We start from the raw sequence: 16,688 nt of genomic DNA on the forward strand, positions 1-16,688 counted from the left end.
GTCGTGTGCACGTCGTCCGGTCGGAAACCCGGTCATCGGTGACGCGCGTTTGGCTCGTGCTAACCTGACGACGTCGGCGATGTTATCTCGTGCCAAGCGCAAATGCCACCGCCCGACGACGAACCACGGAACCGAGAGCACTGGAGCACGATGATCCCCACCGCCCTGCCCGAACCCGAGCTCTTCACGACGGCGTCCGGTGAGCCGTCCCTCGGCTGGGGGATCGTCGGCCCCGGCTGGATCGCCGGCGAGTTCGCCACCGCGGTGCGCGCTTCGACCGCCCAGCGCATCGTCGCCGTCGCGTCCCGGTCACTGCCCCGCGCATCCGCGTTCGCCGCCGAGCACGGGATCGAGGCAGCCGTGGAGGGTGTCGACGCCCTCGTCGCCCGGCCCGACGTCGACGTGGTCTACATCGCGACACCGCAGAGTGAGCACGCCGCGGTGGCCCTGGCAGCGATCGCCGCCGGCAAGCACGTGCTCATCGAGAAGCCCTTCACCGTCACGGCTGCCGAGGCCCGTACCGTCGCCGATGCCGCACGCGCCGCCGGGGTGCTCGCGATGGAGGGCATGTGGAGCCGCTACCTGCCGCAGGCCTCGGTGCTCCGGACCCTGCTGGCGGACGGTGCGCTCGGTGCGGTGCGCAGCGTGCTCGCCGACCACGGCCAGGCGATCCCGTTCGGCCCGGACCACCGGCTGTTCCGTCCGGAGCTCGGCGGGGGAGCGCTGCTCGACCTCGGCATCTACGCCGTGCAGTTCGCGTCGATGGTGCTCGGCACCCCGGACCGCGTCACGGCACGAGGCCGGATGACCGAGTCCGGCGTCGACGCCTCCGGCTCGCTCGTCCTCGAACACGGCGCCGCCCAGGCCGTCCTGCACACGACCATCGCCGCCCGCACGCCCACCACCGCGTCGATCGCCGGCACCGAGGGCACGATCGACTTCGCCGGACCGTTCTACAACCCGACGACCTTCACGATCTCGGCAGCAGCGCACGGTTCGCCCGTCCTGCACTGGCAGGACCCGACACCACTGCGGGGCTTCGCCGCCCTGGCCTGGGAAGCCACCGCCCTGGCACGCTTCGTCGGCGAGGGGCGGACGGAGTCCCCGCTGCACACCCTCGACGAGACGATCTCGATCCTCGAGACCGTCGACACCGCCCGCGCGCAGATCGCCGCGGGCTGAGCAGGAGACGACGATGTCCGACCTCATCACCACCCTCGAACAGCAGGAGCGCGACCTCGTGCTCGACGCCTTCACCCACGACGACGCCTGGGAGCTGGGCTCCCTGATCCGCGGCATCGCCCACGACGCCGGCCACGCCGTCGGCATCGACATCCGGCGTCCCGGCCTCGGGCTGTTCCGCGCGGCGACCCCGGGCATCACCCCGGACCAGCACGTCTGGATCGATCGCAAGGCCGCGGTCGTGCTCCGGATGGAGCAGTCGAGTGCCCTCGTCGACGCCCGGCTGTCCGCCGCCGGGGTCGATCCCGCTGCGATCGGGTGGCTCGGCGCCGAGTACGCCGTGACCGGAGGGTCGTTCCCGATCCGGGTCCGCGGTGCCGGTGTGGTCGCGGCCGCGACGGCCTCCGGCCTGTCCTCGACGGAGGACCACGACCTCGTCGTCGCCGGGCTCCGTGCGTTCCTCGAGGGACGCCGGTGACCGCACTCCGCGTCGCCGTGATCGGGACGGGCATGATCGCGGACGCGCACGTCCGGGCGGCCCGTGACGCCGGCGCGGTCGTCGGCGGGGTGCTCGGCTCGTCGGCGTCGCGATCCCGGCAGGCCGCCGAACGGTGGGGCGTGCCGACCGGGTACGCGTCCGTCGACGAACTGGTCGCGGACCGGCCGGACGTCGTGCACGTCTGCACGCCGAACGACACCCACGTCGACTACGCCCTGGCCGCCACGGCGGCCGGGCTGCACACCGTCGTCGAGAAGCCGGTCGCGATGACGCTCTCGGAGGGCCGACGGCTCGCCGATGCCGTGCGCGCCGCCGGCACGGTGAGCACGGTCCCGTACGTGTACCGGTACCACCCGATGGTCCGGGAGCTCCGTGCCCGGGTCGCCGCGGGCACGCTCGGCCGGGTGCTGACCGTGCACGGCTCGTACCTGCAGGACTGGATGGTGTCGCCGGACGCCTCGACGTGGCGGGTCGACCCGGAGCGGGGCGGTCCGTCGCGGGCGTTCGCGGACATCGGGACGCACTGGACCGACCTGGCCGAGTTCATCACCGGAACGAGGTTCACGGAGTTGACCGCCCGGACGTCGATCGCCTACGCCGAGCGCCCCGACCCCACCTCCGCCGGCGCATCGTTCGGCGGACCCGGACCCGGACCCGGAACCGGAACCGGCACCAGCGCCGAAACCGGCACCGGCACCGTCCCGGTCCGCACCGAGGACACCGCCGTCGTGACCTTCGCCACCGCCGACGGCACCCTGGCCAACACCGTCGTCTCGCAGGTCGCCGCCGGCCGGAAGAACCGCCTGTGGATCGAGGTCGACGGCTCGCAGGGGTCTGCCGTGTTCGACCAGGAGCACCCCGAGTCCGTGTGGTTCGGCGGCGAGCACGGCTCCACGACGGTGCACCGTGCCGAAGGATCCGTCTCCGCCGGCCAGGCGCGGCTCAACCGGACACCGGCCGGGCACCCGCAGGGCTGGACGGACGCCTTCGCGGCGTTCTGCGCCGACACCTACGCCGCGGTCCGTGGCGAGACACCCGAGGGACTCCCCACCGTCGAGGACGGTGTCCGTTCCCTCGAGGTCGTCGACGCCGTCCTGCGCGGAGCCGCGACCGGACGGTGGACGAGCACCAGCACGGAGGAACGATGAGCACCACCACCAACCCCGTCACCCTGTTCACCGGGCAGTGGGCCGACCTGCCCTTCGAGGAGGTCGCCCGCCTGGCCGCGGAGTGGGGCTACGACGGTCTCGAGATCGCAGCGTCCGGCGACCACCTCGACCTCGCCCGCGCGGACGAGGACGACGCCTACCTGCGGAGCCGGCTCGAGGTCCTCGACCGCCACGGCCTCGGGGTGTGGGCGATCTCGAACCACCTCGCAGGGCAAGCCGTCTGCGACGACCCGATCGACTTCCGCCACCGCGCGATCCTGCGCGACACCGTGTGGGGCGACGGTGACGGCGAGGGCGTCCGGCAGCGCGCCGCCGCCGACATGCAGCGTGCGGCCCGCGTGGCCCGGAAGATGGGTGTCGACACCGTCGTCGGGTTCACCGGATCGAGCATCTGGCAGTACGTCGCGATGTTCCCGCCCGTCGGGCAGGACGTCATCGACGCCGGCTACCAGGACTTCGCGGACCGGTGGAGCCCGATCCTCGACGTGTTCGAGGCCGAGGGTGTCCGGTTCGCCCACGAGGTCCACCCGTCCGAGATCGCGTACGACCACTGGACGAGCGTGCGTGCCCTCGAGGCGATCGACCACCGCTCGGCCTTCGGGTTCAACTGGGACCCGTCGCACATGGCATGGCAGGGCATCGACACCGTCGGCTTCATCACCGACTTCGCGGACCGCATCCACCACGTCGACTGCAAGGACACCCGCATCCGTTCCGCGTCGGGCCGGCAGGGCATCCTCGGATCCCACCTGCCGTGGGGCGATCCACGCCGCGGATGGGACTTCGTCTCGACCGGGCACGGGGACATCCCCTGGGAGGACGCGTTCCGCGCGCTCCGGCACATCGGCTACGCCGGCCCGATCTCCGTGGAGTGGGAGGACGCTGGCATGGACCGCCTGCACGGCGCCGCCGAGGCGGCCGCGTTCGTCCGCTCCCTGCTCTGGCCGCAGCCGCAGGCTGCGTTCGACGCCGCCTTCAGCAACCAGTAGCGGTGGTCGTCACCGCGTGACGGACGGGAGGCCCGGTTCCAGCTGGCACCGGGCCTCCCGGCTCTCAACCGGTCGCGTTCGCGGGCGTGAGGTTCCACGACTTGCCGCTCACGTTCCCCGGGGTTCCGTGGACGGCCCCTGGGTGCCCCGAGATGCGAGGATTTCGGAACCTGGGGCGCCCAGCGGACGCCCGCTCAGGCGGGCAGCGGCACGAAGTCGAACTCCTGGAACGATGCGACCTCGTCCGCCCAGCGGGTGGCGACGAAGCGCTGGTGCGCGGGGTGTGCGTCGTACGCCGAGTAGGTGTCCTGGTCGGCGAACGCCATCGAGAACTGGAACCGGAAGTCGCTCTGCGTGGACACCTGGCGGGACACCGTGAAGTCCTGCACGCCGGGGATCGCCGGCAGGGTGTCGCGGGCGGTCTCGAGGAACGCTGCCTCGTGCGGGGAGCCGGCGGCGTGGACGAGCGTGAAGCAGACGGTGTGGACGATCATGCGGGGTCTCCGGTGGGGTAGTCGACGAAGGCGAAGGCGGACCCGTCGGGAGCCCACCCGTTGACGTTGAGGGTGCCCTGCCCGCCGTCGAGCTCGACGATGGTCTCGGCTGCCTGCCAGACCTCGGGTCCCCAGGCGCTGACGGATCCGTCACCGGTGACGAGGCGCAACCGCACGCGCTCGTCGGCCGGGTGCCCCTCGGTGCCGGGCGGGAAGGACAGGTAGACGGCGGCGTCGTCGGTCGGGGCGGGGTGCGGGAACCAGTTGACGTGCTCGTCGACCGTGAGCTGCTCGATCCCGGTGCCGTCCGGTCGGACCCGGGCGATCTGCGCGTGCCCCGGTGCGGACTCGAACTGCTCGGTGTTGAACAGGATCCACGCGCCGTCGGGCGTCCACTCCGGGCCGTCGGCCGCGGAGGGGTCCGTCGTCACGGCGCGGTCCGAGCTGCCGTCGACGCCCATCACCCGGATCGTGCCCGAGGACCAGACGGCGTCACCGGACGGGTCGAGCCGGACGTAGGCGAGCTCGGAGCCGTCGGGGCTGACGCCGTGCAGGAAGTGCAGACCGCCGTCGTCCGCGGTGACCCGGGTCGCTGCGCCGCCGGCGAGCGGGGCGCTCCAGATGTGGAAGTCGTTCGCGCTGACGTGCACGGTGACGCCGTCGGGATCGAGCACGTGGTCGTTGTTCAGGGGCGGGACGCCCTCGATCGCGACGTGCTCCGGAGCTGCGGCACCGTCGGACGGCATCGTCCAGAGGACCCCGTCGCCGTTCAGCACGAGACGGCCGTCGGTGGTCCAGTTCGGCGCTTCGTAGAGCCGCTCGGCGGACTCGTGCACGGTCGTCACGCTGCGGTCGGCTCGGTGCCAGATCCGGATCCGGCAGGTCTGGCCCGGTGCGAGCACGCGACCCGGGGCTTCATCGTCGAGGGGCATGGCACACCTTCCGCAGTGAATGTTGGCTCGTGACAACCCTACCGGTTCAGGGAGTCCGGATCGTGACCATGACTGGGGGCGGCGGTCGTCGCGCGGAACCCCCGGTCGAGGAACGCGATGATCCACTCGAAGCTCGCATCGACGTCGGTGCGCATCTGGAACCCACCGGACGTCTCGATGGTCGCGAAGCCGTGCAGGACACTGCGCAGCAGACGGAGCGCGTGCACCTCGTCGGCGGGGTCGAGCCCGTAGCCGCGCAGCGCCGCTGCGAACGAGGCGAGGGTGCGCTCCAGGGCGACGGCCAACGGGTCGTCCGGCCCGGTGGGACGGATCCCGACCGTCGCCTCGTACCGACCGGGGTGCCGCTGCACGTACCGGCGGACGGTCTGCGCGGCCGCCTCGACGGCATCGCGGCCGGCGAGCCCCTGCATCGCGTCGCGCAGGTCGTCGCCGAGTTCGTTCGCGGCGAGGATCGCGATCCGGCGGGTCAGGTCGGTGAGTCCGTCGACGTGCTTGTACAGCGACGGCGACTTCACGCCGAGCCGTTCGGCGACGACGCTCATGCTCAGCCGTGCGAGCCCGATCTCGTCGGCCAGCCCCGCCGCGGCGGTGGTGACGGCGGCGGGGTCGAGTCCTGCCCTAGCCACGGTGGCCGCCGACCGGCGCGAGCGTGCGGCCGAGGAAGGGGAGCACGAGTGCGAGGACCTCGGTCGGGGTCTCGGTGTGCGGGTAGTGGCCGGCACCGTCGATGACGGCCAGCTCGCCGAGCCCGTCGGGCAGGTCGGCCAGGACCCGCTCGCCCTCGGCCCGCGGGACGGCCCAGTCGGGGTCGGCGCTGCCCTCGATCACCAGGACGGGGCACCGCACGTCCGTCAGCCGTGCACCGGCGTCTGCGGGCGAGGTCTTGGTCATCGCGCGCAGCACCGCCATCCGCTCCGGCTGCTGCAGCGTCGACTCGATGCGGCCCAGTTCCTCGGTCCAGTCGGTCGGCTTCGTCGGCACGGCGAGGTCCAGGTAGGCCAGCCAGCCGGCCAGGCTCCCGGTCGTCATCACCTTGGCGAGCTGGAACGTGCCGGCGCGGTGGTGGCGGTTCCGGAGCAGGCCGCCGAGGTCGAACGACTGCTTCCGCGTGAACGGCGCGAGCTCGACGATGCCGGCGACGACGTCGGGGGCATCGGCGGCGGCGATGGTGGCCGCCCCACCGCTGATCGACTGCCCGACGATGACCGCGGGGCCGCCGAGGTGCCGGACGACGGCGACCAGGTCGCGAGCGATGTCGGCGCGCTGGTACGACGCCCATCCCGTGCTCGAGTCGCCGCACCCGCGGATGTCGACGTTCGCCACCCGGTAGCCCGCGGCGACGAGCTCGGGGACCAGGAACCGGTAGGCGTGCCGGCTGTCGCCCATGCCGTGTGCGAGGACGACGAGCGGTCCGTCGCCGCTGACGTCGTACGCGATGGTGCCTTCGTCGGTGCGCAGGTGTTCGAGCATGACTGCCTCCATGGCTAAGTGTGTTAGCTAAAAGCTAATACCATTAGCCGACGCTGTCAAGCCCGCCACGGCAGTTGCGTCGTGCGGCGGCGGACGGGAGGCCCGTGGCGGGCCCGCACCGGGCCTCCCGTCCGTTCGTCGGTCGCCGTCAGTGCACCGTGTCCAGCGTGTCCGACAGGTCCAGGGACCAGACGGCCACCCCGGTCAGGCCGAGCCGCTCGGCGAGTGCCACGCGCTCGCGCAGCGACCGCGCGTCGGACCACCAGAGCACCTCGCCGCTGGGCAGGGTCGCCGTCCACTCGCCCGCTGTCGCGTTCCAGGTCGGGGTGACGCCGGCCTTCCGGACGCGACGACGGGCCTGGTCGTCGGACAGCTGCCCCGCCGGTCGCGGCCCCTTCCAGTGGTAGCCGTACCCGGCGACGCCGAGCACGATCTGGTCGGCGGGCGCGAGGGTGGCGAGCGCCCTGGCGGACTTCGACGCCCAGGGCAACGACCCGACCGGCCCCGGTGCGTCCGGCTCCCACGGGCCGTGCTGGTCGTAGGCCATCAGTGTGAGGTGGTCCAGCGGAGCGCGGAGTGCCCGGACGTCGTACCCCATGCGCGCGTACCCGGCCGCGGTCGTCGACGCCGACAGGGCGATGTCGAGCCGGACGTCGTCGCCGACCGCCGCACGGAGCTCCCGCGCGAAGGCCGTCAACCCCGCCGTGTCGGCCGCGGTCAACGCCTCGAGGTCGATCATGACCGAGTCCCACCCGCCGGATCGCACGTCGGTCGCGAGCGCGCGGACGACGTGGGACCGGTTGGCGGGGGACCGGAGCATCCTCCGGGCGATCGGCTCGCTGAAGTCGCCGTCGGCGTAGTTGCTGACGAGCAGCTGCGCCTCGAGCCCGCGGGCGTGCGCCCGGTTGCGTTGCGTCCTCGCCTCGCGGGAGGGGGTGCTGACGCGCGTGCCGGTCCGGCTCAGCAGCAGCCCGTCGACGCCGACGACGTCCATCGCCGGTGCGTTGCCGTCGATCAGCGCGGGATCCGCCCCCTCTGGTTGGAAGCCCGTGACGTCGAACCAGTCGGGGGTGCCGGACTCGGCGTTCGCGGGGCCCGTGCAGCCGGTCAGGACGAGGCCCGCGGTCAGGACAGCGGCGAGGAGGACGGAACGCGGCCTGGTGATCACGCTCCGAGTGTGTCAGGCCGGAGCAGTCGCCGCGTCGACCGGTGTGCTGAACTGCTCGACCAGCGTCCGCTTCAGGACCTTGCCGCTCGGTCCGAGGGGCAGGGCGTCGACCACGTGCACGACCCGCGGGAACTTGTACGCCGCGATCTCGTCGGACACGAAGTGGACGAGCTCGTCGGGGCTGACGGTCGCACCGGCACGGAGCACCACGGCGGCCTCGATCTCCTGGCCGTGCAGCTCGTGCGGGACGCCGAAGACCGCCGCCATGGTGACGTCCGGGTGCGTCGCCAGCACCTCTTCGACCTGCCGCGGGTACACGTTGTAGCCGTTGCGGATGATCATGTCCTTCGTGCGGTCGACGATCGTCAGGAACCCGTCGTCGTCCTTCGTGCCGAGGTCGCCGGTGCGGAACCAGCCGTCGACAATCGCCGCGTCGGTGTCCTCCGGCCGGTCCAGGTACCCGTTCATCAGGTTGTGCCCGCGGATGACGAGCTCGCCGATCTCGCCGTGCGGCAGCAGCACGATCGCGTCGGGCGTGGCCGGGTCGGCGATCTCGACGTCGACACCCCACACGGGCGTCCCGATCGTTCCCGGTCGTGGTGCGCGGCCGACGTGGTTGAAGGTGGCCACGGGTGACGTCTCGGTCAGTCCGTAGCCCTCGTGGATCGGCGCGTCGAACACGGTCTGGAACCGCTCGAGGACGGCCAACGGCAACGACGCCCCGCCCGAGATCGCGTAGCGCAGGTCCGGGCGGGCGTCGTTCCGGGTCGCGGCGTCGAGCAGTGCCATGTACATCGTCGGCACCCCCATGAAGATCTCGCAGCCGTGCTCGACCATCGCCGAAAGTGCTGCGTCGCCGTCGAACTTTGGGAGCATCACGATGGTGGCGCCGGCGCGGAACCCGGTGTTCATCGTGCAGGTCTGACCGAACGTGTGGAACAGCGGGAGTGCCCCGAGCAGGACGTCGCCGCGGTGCATGTCGAAGGTGCTCATCAGGTTCGTGTTGACCTGTTCGAGCAGGGCGAAGTGCGAGCCCTCTGCACCCTTCGGCTTGCCGGTGGTCCCGCTCGTGTACAGGATCGTCGCGGTGTCGAAGGGGTCGCGGGGGACGTAGGTGTCGAGGGGTTCGGCTGCCGCGGCCAGGGCCTCGAGGCGGTCCGGGCCGTCGTGGCCGTCGTGGCCGTCGTGGTCGTCGTGGTCGGCCGGTGCGAGCACGGTGATGACGTCGACGCCGGCGAGCTCGGCACCGGCCGCGCCCTCGGTGAGCAGCGGGGCAGCGCAGACGAGCAGCATGGCGCCGCTGTCCTGCAGCAGGTACTCGATCTCGCGCCGCTTGAGCAGCGCGTGGACGGGGACGACGACGGCGCCGAGTGCGAGGGTGGCGTAGTAGACGCGGGCGAAGTCCGCGACGTTCGGCACGAGCATCGCCACGCGCGATCCCTCGGTGACCCCGCGGGCCCGGAGCGCTCCGGCGTACGCCAGGGTCTCCGACCACAGCTCGGCGTACGTGGTGCGGTGGTCGCCGACGATCACGGCGACGTCGTCCGGGTACCGCGCGGCGGACTCGGCCAGGATCGCGGCGACCGAGGCGGTGGCTCGGGTCGGTCTGGGGGTGCCGTGGTGAGCGGCGGTGGTGGGCTCGGTGCGCGTCATTCCGGTCTCCGTCTTCGGTGACGAGTGGTTCCCCGGATCATACGTCCGGCCGCCGGTCAGAACGTCGTGCGCTCCTCGAACACCGACATGATCATGGCCGCACCGAGCCGTGCGCTCCGGGCCGGCTTGGCCGACCCCTGCACGGCTGACTCCACCCGGGCACCCTCGACCAGCAGCGACAGGGTCTCGGCGATGTGCGCCGGCATGTCCGCACGGGTGCAGAGCAACGTGAGGTGGCTCTCGACGTCGCGGAAGTGCTCGGCTGCGAGCGCGGCGATCTCCACGTCCTGCCGTCCGAGCTCGGCGTGCCCGTTGATGAACGCGCAGCCGCGCCACCCCTCGTCCGCGAAGCACTCCTCCAAGTAGCTGAAGATGCCGAGGATCTCATCGCGGGGATCCGCCGAGGTGGTGGCGATGTGGTCCAGGGCCCGACGCCACGCGCCGTGCCAGCGTCGCAGGACCGCCACCACGAGCGCCTGCTTGGACGGGTAGGCCGCCGTCAGCTCGTCCACGCTCATGCCCGCGTGCGCGGCGACGTCCTCGAAACGCACCGGGATCACGCCGTGCGCCGTGAAGAGGTCATCGGCGGCCTTGGATGCGGTGCGCTGCGCGGTCGTCTCGACGGCCGGGGGCGTGAGTGTGAGGAGCGTCATGGGGAAGTGGGGTCGGGGTTCAGGCTGCGAAGAAGTCGGCGTAGGACGGGTCGGCGTGGCCCATGTGGGCGGTGAGGCGGGCCTGCACCATCTCGTCGAGATCGGCGGGCGGCGTCAGGCCGCGTCGGCGCCATTCGACCGGGTTGCGGCGGAGCTGTTCGAGCGTGCGCTGTTCAGGCATCGTGGCGTTCCTGTTCTGCGAAGAGGGCGGTCATGTCGATGGCCTGGGTGCGGACGTCCTCGACCGCTGATCCCTCGCGGATCACGCGGAGAGTCCGAGCACGGCGGCGGCCGACGCGAGGACGCTCACCGAGACGATGCCGGTGCTCACCGCGGCGATCTGCAGCGTGCGCTGTCGCTGAGCGTCCCGCAGCTCGCTGAAGAAGCCCCGGTGGCGGTTGCGCCGGCTGGTGACCGCCGTCGCTTCGAAGGCCAGCTTGGGTGCGCTGATCGGGTGGACCGGGGTTGCGGTCGCGGCGGTCATGTCGTCCTCGTGTTCTCCTGAGCGGCCCGTTGCCGCCGGATGAGACGACCGTACGATCAGCGGGGTCGTCGGTGTGCACCAGGACCGACGACTCGACGGATCGCGGATGTCGTGAGCGGCCCGGCGGTCGAAATCCGGACATCGTCCCGTCGCCACGAGCATCCGGTCCGCGCGCCGACGATCGTCGGTAGCGCTTCTCGGACAGCGACACGGACGACGCGCGTCCGTTCGGTCACACTGCTCTCGGTGAACCGATGACAGACGAACGAGCTCGCGTGCAGGACGACGTCCGGTCCGCCGACGTCGACGAAGCACGCGACTTCCTGGTCGGTGCGTACGACGCCTCCGAGTGGCGCGCCGAGACGACCGCGCAGCCCTTCACCTTCCGGTACTCAGCTGTCGGCGACTCGACGATGACGCTGCGCGCGATCCGGTTCGACGGGCACCTCGACGGCGTCATGACGCCGTCGGACGACTTCGTCGTGCAGTGGATCACCCGGGGTACCGGCTTCATCGGCGAGGGTGACGACCGCCTCGTGAGCGCCGTGGGCCGGCCGCAGCTGTGGCCGCAGGACGGCGCCGCGTTCACGTACCAGGACTACGACCAGCGTCTCGTGCAGATCAACCGGGCATCGCTCGAGGAGGTCGCCGGCGAGCGCGGCGCGGCGTCGGGCGGCGTGCAGCTCGACCACACCGTGCAACCCGACGACCGGGCCGTGACGATGTGGCGGAACACCGTCAAGCTCATCTCGCACACGGTGCTCGACCGGCAGGTCTCACCGCTGCTGCAGGCGGAGATGGGCCGGCTGGGGGCGCTGGCGCTGCTCGAGCTGTACCCGGTCGTCTCGGCCACGCTGCCGGACGAACTGCTGCTCCCGCGCAACGCGCACATCCGCCGGGCCGTCGAGTACGTGCACGAGCACGCCCACCTGCCGATCACGAGCACCGACCTGGCCGAGGTGGCCTCCCTGAGCCTGCGTGCCCTGCAGCAGGCGTTCCAGCGGCAGCTCGGGGTGAGCCCGAACGGCTACCTGCGCGGGGTCCGTCTCGACCGGGTGCGCGACGAGCTCGTGCACGCCGACCCGGCGGGGACGAGCATCGCCGACGTCGCCCGGCAGTGGGGGTTCGCCCACGCTGGTCGGTTCTCTGCCGCCTACCTCGAGCGCCACGGCGAGTACCCCCGGGACACGATGCGGCGGGCGTGACACCCCGACGGCCATGATGGGTGCGTGCTCGACGACGACACCCACCGCCACCGACTGGACGCGGTCCTTCGTGCCGTCGGGAGCTCGGACGACCAGGCCGAACGGCTGCTGGGCGGATCCGTGAACCACACGTACCGGGTGCGGCGAGCGGTCGGTGCCGACGTCGTCGTGCGGTTCCCCGTCGACGCCCTGCGCTCGGACGAGTTCCCCGTCGAGGCGTGGGCCGCGCGAGCGGCTGCCGCAGCGGGCATCGCCGTCGCTCGGACCCTCGGCCACGGTGTCCAGGACGGCGTCCCCTTCATCGTGTCCGAGTACGTCGAACCCGACCCGCGGCCGATCGATCACCCCTGGACGTGGCTCGGCTCGTTCGCCCGCACCGTCGCCTCGATCGACCTGGGCGCGGCGCCGGCGTCGCTGTTCACCCGCTTCGGCACCGACCTGGCTCGGGCGTGGTCGGCGCACCTGGCCTACAACAGCGCAGCGCTCGTCGCGGACGATCCACTCCGCCGGGACGGCGCCTACAACTCGGCCGGCGCGCTCCGGAGGCACTTCGAGCGGCTGGCCGCGGAGCACTTCGCGTTCGGACTCGCACACGGTGACCTGGCACCGCGGAACCTGATCGCACGGGGACCGGGTCGTGCGCCCGTGCTCATCGACTGGGGCGCTGCCGAGACCGGTCCGTCACCGTGGACCGACGCTCGTCGGGTGTTCGAGTGGGCGTTCGTCGACGCGACGATCTCGCGGGCCGAGTACGACGAGTTCATCGCTGCCGCCGGGCTGGCCACTCCGGCTGACCACGCGATCCTGGCGTCGCTCACCGCGCTGCACCTCGTCGACGTGACCCGGTGGGCGCGGGAGCAGCGGCCGGACCTGTACGCCGAGTACGTCGACCGGTGCCGGGGCGGTCTCGAGCGCGTCGAGCATCTCGAGCGGATCGAGCGCGCTTCGGGGGAGTGAGCGGCGAGCGACCGCGGCGGCCCGGGTGGTCGTCGGTCACGCTACGCGGCCGTCGCCGTCACGCCCGTGCGCGCAGGAACGCCACCTGCCGTTCCCAGTGCCGGAAGCCGCCACCCTCGTGCCCGTTGTACGGGTAGACCTCGATCTCACGGTCGGCCGGCGCGTGCGTGTCGTCCGCCCCGAGTGCGTTGAAGGCGGCGAAGGTCGTGCGTGGCGGCACGACGTCGTCCATCAGGGCCACGGAGAACAGCGCCGGGGCGGTGATGCCGGCGGCGTGGTTCACCCCGTCGAAGTACGCCGCGGTGTCCCACACCGTGTCGGCTGCGTCGCGGTGCACGGACAGGTAGGTCGCGAGCTCCAGGTACGGGCCCCCGACGGCGATGTCGGTGCCGCCCTCCCAGTCGCACAGGAACGCGACGTCGGGCAGCACCGCGGTGATCGGTCCGACGTGGGCCTCCACGAGGGCAGCTGCGGCGATGGCGATGCCCCCGCCCTGGCTGCCGCCGGTCAGGGCGATGCGTGACGGGTCGACACCGGGCAGCGTCCGCACGGCATCCACCAGGCGGACGGCGTCGGTGTACACCCGGCGGTAGTAGTGGTCCGCGGGGGATCCGATGCCGCTCGTCATCCACCCGCTCGCGTGCGGTCCGGAGCCGTGCGGGTCGGGGGTGTCGCCGCCGGCCCACCCGCTGCCCTGGCCACGGGTGTCCATGACGACGTGCACGTACCCGGCGAGGGCCCAGTGCACGCGTTCGCCGGGGCGCCCGCGGCCGCCGCCGTAGCCGAGGAACTCGACCACGACGGGCATCGCCGTGTCACGACCGGCCAGCGGTCGCGAGACCCAGGCGCGCACCGGATCGCCGGCGAACCCCGGGAACGTCAGGTCCTCGACGACGAGTCCGGTCACCGGGGTGTCGGCCGGAGCGAGGACGGGAGCCGTCTCCGCTCCGGCCGCCCGGGCCGCGGTGATCGTGTCCGCCCAGAACGCGTCGAAGTCGGCCGGTCGCCGGACCTCGGGTCGGTGGCGACGGAGTTCGTCGAGCGGGAGGTCGGTGCGTGCCATGGGTCTCCTCGGTCAGCGCGCTGCGGCGCGGTACTGCTCGAGCACCTCGGGGTGCGGGTCCGCCGGCACGGTCGTCGTCGCGATGTCCCACGACGGCAGCGCGCCGGTCAACGCCCAGGCTGCCTGACGCGCGGCCCCGGACGCCACGTACTCGCCGGGTTCCGGGATGAGCACGTCGCGCCCGAACACCTGCGCCGCGACGGTCCGGACAGCCTCGTTCCGCGCGGCCCCGCCGATGAGCAGCAGTCGTGACACGGTCACGCCGGTCCCCTCGACCGCGGCGAGCCCGTCGGCCAGGGCACAGAGCATGCCCTCCACCGCGGCGCGCGCCAGGTGCGGTCGGTCGGTCGTGCCCGGGGTCATCCCGAGCAGTGACGCGGTCGCGTCCGGCCGGTTGGGCGTGCGCTCGCCGACGAAGTACGGCACCAGCACGAGGCCGTCGGCCCCGGCCGGCGCCTGCAGCGCCAGCTCACCGAGCGCGTCGTGGTCCACGCCGAGCAGGCCGCCGATCACCTCGAGCACGCGGGCTGCGTTGAGCGTCGTGACGATCGGGAGGCGCGACCCGGTCCCGTCGGCGAAGCCCGCCACGGTCCCGCTCGGGTCCAGGACCTCGGTCGCGGTGACGCCGAAGACGGTCCCGCTGGTCCCCAGGGACACCGCGATGTCCCCGGGAGCGAGTCCGAGTCCGAGCGCCGCACCGGCGTTGTCGCCGAGTCCGGCGGCCACGACCAGTCCGGACGGTGCGACCGCGCCGTTCGGCAGCGTGACGTCGACGTCGAGCGTCCCCATCGCCTCGTCGTGGGCGACCACGCGCGGCACGACGACCGTGTCCGCGGTCGGCTCGGAGCCGGCGACGCGCATCGGGCGACCGAGCGCGAGTTCGAACAGCTCCGGGTCGTACTCCCGGCGCACCGGGTCCCAGTAGGCCGTGCCGCTGGCGTCCGAGGCGTCGGTGGCGAGTGCGTCGAGGTCGGGGCCGAGCGGACTCTCGTCGGCCGGGCCGTACCCGCGCAGCCGCCACGACAACCAGTCGTGGGGGAGCGCGACGGCTGCGACGCGGCCGGCGTTGTCCGGCTCGGCGTCGCGGAGCCACCGCAGCTTGGTACCGGTGAACGATGCCACCGGGACCAGTCCCGTCCGGGCGACCCAGGCCTCCCGTCCGATCTCCTCGACCATCTGCGCGGCCGCATCCGCACTGCGCACGTCGTTCCAGAGCAGGGCGTCGCGGACCACGTGACCGTCGGCGTCGAGCGCGACCATGCCGTGCTGCTGCCCGGCGATCGCGACGGCGCCGACGTCGGTGAGCCCGCCGGCGTCCGCGACCGCGGTGCCGAGGGCGTCCCACCAGTGGCGGGGATCGACGGACGTGCCGTCCGGGTGGGCGGCACGTCCCTCACGGACGACGGCACCCGTCGCCGCGTCGCGGATCGTGACCTTGCAGGACTGGGTCGACGAGTCGACGCCGGCGACGAGCTGTGTCATCCCCGCAGCCTGTCAGCGCGCGCCGAGCAGGTGCTCGATGGCGAGCTGCTGCAGTCGGACGAAGCCGAAGCCCTTGCCGCCGAAGTACGCGTCGGCGTCGAAGTCCTCGTAGGCCGAGCGGTCGGACAGGAAGGCGTCGTAAGACTCGCCGTCGTTCAGGGTCGGCGTGCTGAGCTCGCCGACCTTGGAGGCCTCGAGCGCGGCCTGCACCTCGGGGTCGGCGCGGAAGGCCTGCGCGCGCTCCTTGAGGAGCAGGTACATGCGCATGTTCGCGGCCGCCGAGTCCCAGACGCCCGTGATGTCCTCGGTGCGGCTCGGCTTGTAGTCGAAGTGGCGCGGGCCGTCGTAGGCCTGGCCACCCTGCGGCGAACCGTGCTCGAGCAGGTCGACGAGCGAGAACGCGTTCTGCAGGTCGCCGTGGCCGAACACCAGGTCCTGGTCGTACTTGATGCCGCGCTGACCGTTGAGGTCGATGTGGAAGAGCTTGCCCTGGTAGAGCGCCTGGGCGATGCCGGCCGTGAAGTTCAGGCCCGCCATCTGCTCGTGGCCGACCTCGGGGTTGATGCCGAACAGCTCGGGGCGCTCGAGGGTCTCGGTGAAGGCGATCGCGTGGCCGAGGGTCGGCAGCAGGATGTCGCCGCGGGGCTCGTTCGGCTTCGGCTCGATGGCGAAGCGGATGCCGTAGCCCTTGTCGGTGACGTAGTCGGCGAGCAGGTTGACGGCCTCGCGGTAGCGCTCGAGTGCGGCCTGCACGTCCTTCGCGCTGTCGTACTCGGAGCCTTCGCGGCCGCCCCACATCACGAACGTCGACGCACCGAGCTCGGCGGCGAGGTCGATGTTGCGCAGGACCTTGCGGAGTGCGAAGCGGCGGACCTGCCGGTCGTTCGAGGTGAAGCCGCCGTCCTTGAACACGGGTGCGGAGAACAGGTTCGTCGTCACCATCGGCACGATGAGGCCGGTGGAGTCGAGCGCACCCTTGAGGCGGTCGATCTGCGTCTGCCGCTCGGCGTCGGTCGAGCCGAACGCGAACAGGTCGTCGTCGTGGAAGGTCAGGCCGTAGGCGCCGAGCTCGTCGAGCTTCTCGACCGCCTCGACCACGTCGAGGGCCGGACGGGTCGGCCCGCCGAAGGGGTCGGAGCCGTTGTAGCCGATGGTCCAGAGACCGAAGGAGAACTTGTCTGCACGGGTGGGCGTCGTTGCCATGGTGGTCACCGTTCGTCGTCGAAACAAAATGTTGCCGCGCCCAACATAAGCGGTAGTGTTGGCT

At 72.1% G+C, this 16,688-nt stretch carries 18 protein-coding genes; 6 read left to right on the forward strand and 12 right to left on the reverse strand.

Annotated features, from left to right (window positions below; translation table 11 throughout):
- The first annotated feature begins 150 nt into the window (after positions 1-150).
- Genes EDF47_RS13535 through EDF47_RS13550 form a run of 4 tightly spaced genes read left to right on the forward strand, consistent with a single transcriptional unit; the run spans position 151 to position 3,839 of the window.
- Positions 151-1,182, forward strand: a complete 1,032-nt coding sequence (locus tag EDF47_RS13535; RefSeq protein WP_123340781.1) for a Gfo/Idh/MocA family oxidoreductase — start codon at positions 151-153, stop codon at positions 1,180-1,182.
- A gap of 13 nt (positions 1,183-1,195) precedes the next feature.
- Positions 1,196-1,660 (forward strand): heme-degrading domain-containing protein, encoded by a 465-nt coding sequence (locus tag EDF47_RS13540; RefSeq protein WP_131878156.1) that lies wholly within the window; start codon positions 1,196-1,198, stop codon positions 1,658-1,660.
- A complete protein-coding gene (locus tag EDF47_RS13545; protein WP_131878158.1) occupies positions 1,657-2,829 on the forward strand; it encodes a Gfo/Idh/MocA family oxidoreductase in 1,173 nt (390 codons plus the stop codon). The genes EDF47_RS13540 and EDF47_RS13545 overlap by 4 nt, the downstream gene beginning before the upstream one ends.
- Positions 2,826-3,839: a sugar phosphate isomerase/epimerase gene (locus EDF47_RS13550; protein ID WP_131878160.1), complete on the forward strand. Its 1,014-nt coding sequence runs from the start codon at positions 2,826-2,828 to the stop codon at positions 3,837-3,839. Before EDF47_RS13545 ends, EDF47_RS13550 begins: the two co-directional genes overlap by 4 nt.
- 194 nt (positions 3,840-4,033) lie before the next feature.
- On the opposite strand, the gene EDF47_RS13555 is transcribed toward EDF47_RS13550, so the two are convergent.
- The 9 genes from EDF47_RS13555 to EDF47_RS13590 form a co-directional block, all read right to left on the reverse strand.
- Entirely contained in the window at positions 4,034-4,333 is a 300-nt protein-coding gene (locus tag EDF47_RS13555; RefSeq protein WP_123294686.1) for a Dabb family protein, read from the reverse strand.
- The gene (locus EDF47_RS13560; RefSeq protein WP_131922272.1) at positions 4,330-5,265 is read right to left on the reverse strand and encodes a hypothetical protein; all 936 of its coding nucleotides are present in this window, start codon (positions 5,263-5,265) and stop codon (positions 4,330-4,332) included. Before EDF47_RS13560 ends, EDF47_RS13555 begins: the two co-directional genes overlap by 4 nt.
- A 38-nt stretch (positions 5,266-5,303) precedes the next feature.
- Positions 5,304-5,912 (reverse strand): TetR/AcrR family transcriptional regulator, encoded by a 609-nt coding sequence (locus EDF47_RS13565; protein ID WP_131878164.1) that lies wholly within the window; start codon positions 5,910-5,912, stop codon positions 5,304-5,306.
- Positions 5,905-6,756, reverse strand: coding sequence for an alpha/beta hydrolase (locus tag EDF47_RS13570; protein ID WP_131878166.1), 852 nt, complete (start codon positions 6,754-6,756; stop codon positions 5,905-5,907). The genes EDF47_RS13565 and EDF47_RS13570 overlap by 8 nt, the downstream gene beginning before the upstream one ends.
- 148 nt (positions 6,757-6,904) lie before the next feature.
- Positions 6,905-7,924 (reverse strand): glycosyl hydrolase family 18 protein, encoded by a 1,020-nt coding sequence (locus EDF47_RS13575; protein ID WP_131878168.1) that lies wholly within the window; start codon positions 7,922-7,924, stop codon positions 6,905-6,907.
- 12 nt (positions 7,925-7,936) lie between these two features.
- The gene (locus tag EDF47_RS13580) at positions 7,937-9,577 is read right to left on the reverse strand and encodes a long-chain fatty acid--CoA ligase (protein ID WP_131845248.1); all 1,641 of its coding nucleotides are present in this window, start codon (positions 9,575-9,577) and stop codon (positions 7,937-7,939) included.
- A gap of 56 nt (positions 9,578-9,633) precedes the next feature.
- Positions 9,634-10,230, reverse strand: coding sequence for a TetR family transcriptional regulator (locus EDF47_RS13585; protein WP_131845249.1), 597 nt, complete (start codon positions 10,228-10,230; stop codon positions 9,634-9,636).
- Positions 10,231-10,249: 19 nt separating this feature from the next.
- The gene (locus tag EDF47_RS19875; protein WP_165901319.1) at positions 10,250-10,411 is read right to left on the reverse strand and encodes a hypothetical protein; all 162 of its coding nucleotides are present in this window, start codon (positions 10,409-10,411) and stop codon (positions 10,250-10,252) included.
- Between the two features lie 81 nt (positions 10,412-10,492).
- Positions 10,493-10,714, reverse strand: a complete 222-nt coding sequence (locus EDF47_RS13590; RefSeq protein WP_131845250.1) for a hypothetical protein — start codon at positions 10,712-10,714, stop codon at positions 10,493-10,495.
- A 254-nt stretch (positions 10,715-10,968) separates the two neighbouring features.
- Between EDF47_RS13590 and EDF47_RS13595 the strand changes: the two genes are divergently transcribed.
- The gene (locus tag EDF47_RS13595; protein WP_111084859.1) at positions 10,969-11,919 is read left to right on the forward strand and encodes a helix-turn-helix domain-containing protein; all 951 of its coding nucleotides are present in this window, start codon (positions 10,969-10,971) and stop codon (positions 11,917-11,919) included.
- A 24-nt stretch (positions 11,920-11,943) separates the two neighbouring features.
- Complete coding sequence (locus EDF47_RS13600) at positions 11,944-12,876, forward strand: phosphotransferase (RefSeq protein ID WP_131845251.1); 933 nt, start codon at positions 11,944-11,946, stop codon at positions 12,874-12,876.
- 58 nt (positions 12,877-12,934) lie between these two features.
- Here the strand turns inward: EDF47_RS13600 and EDF47_RS13605 are convergent, their stop codons facing one another.
- The 3 genes from EDF47_RS13605 to xylA are packed head-to-tail and all read right to left on the reverse strand — an operon-like array spanning position 12,935 to position 16,624.
- Positions 12,935-13,939, reverse strand: coding sequence for an acetylxylan esterase (locus EDF47_RS13605; RefSeq protein WP_131878172.1), 1,005 nt, complete (start codon positions 13,937-13,939; stop codon positions 12,935-12,937).
- 12 nt (positions 13,940-13,951) lie between these two features.
- Complete coding sequence (locus EDF47_RS13610) at positions 13,952-15,421, reverse strand: FGGY family carbohydrate kinase (protein ID WP_131845253.1); 1,470 nt, start codon at positions 15,419-15,421, stop codon at positions 13,952-13,954.
- A 12-nt stretch (positions 15,422-15,433) separates the two neighbouring features.
- Positions 15,434-16,624: a xylose isomerase gene (gene xylA / locus EDF47_RS13615; RefSeq protein WP_111084913.1), complete on the reverse strand. Its 1,191-nt coding sequence runs from the start codon at positions 16,622-16,624 to the stop codon at positions 15,434-15,436.
- Positions 16,625-16,688 lie beyond the last annotated feature (64 nt).

This window comes from Curtobacterium sp. PhB190 (assembly GCF_004365385.1).
Lineage (GTDB): Bacteria > Actinomycetota > Actinomycetes > Actinomycetales > Microbacteriaceae > Curtobacterium.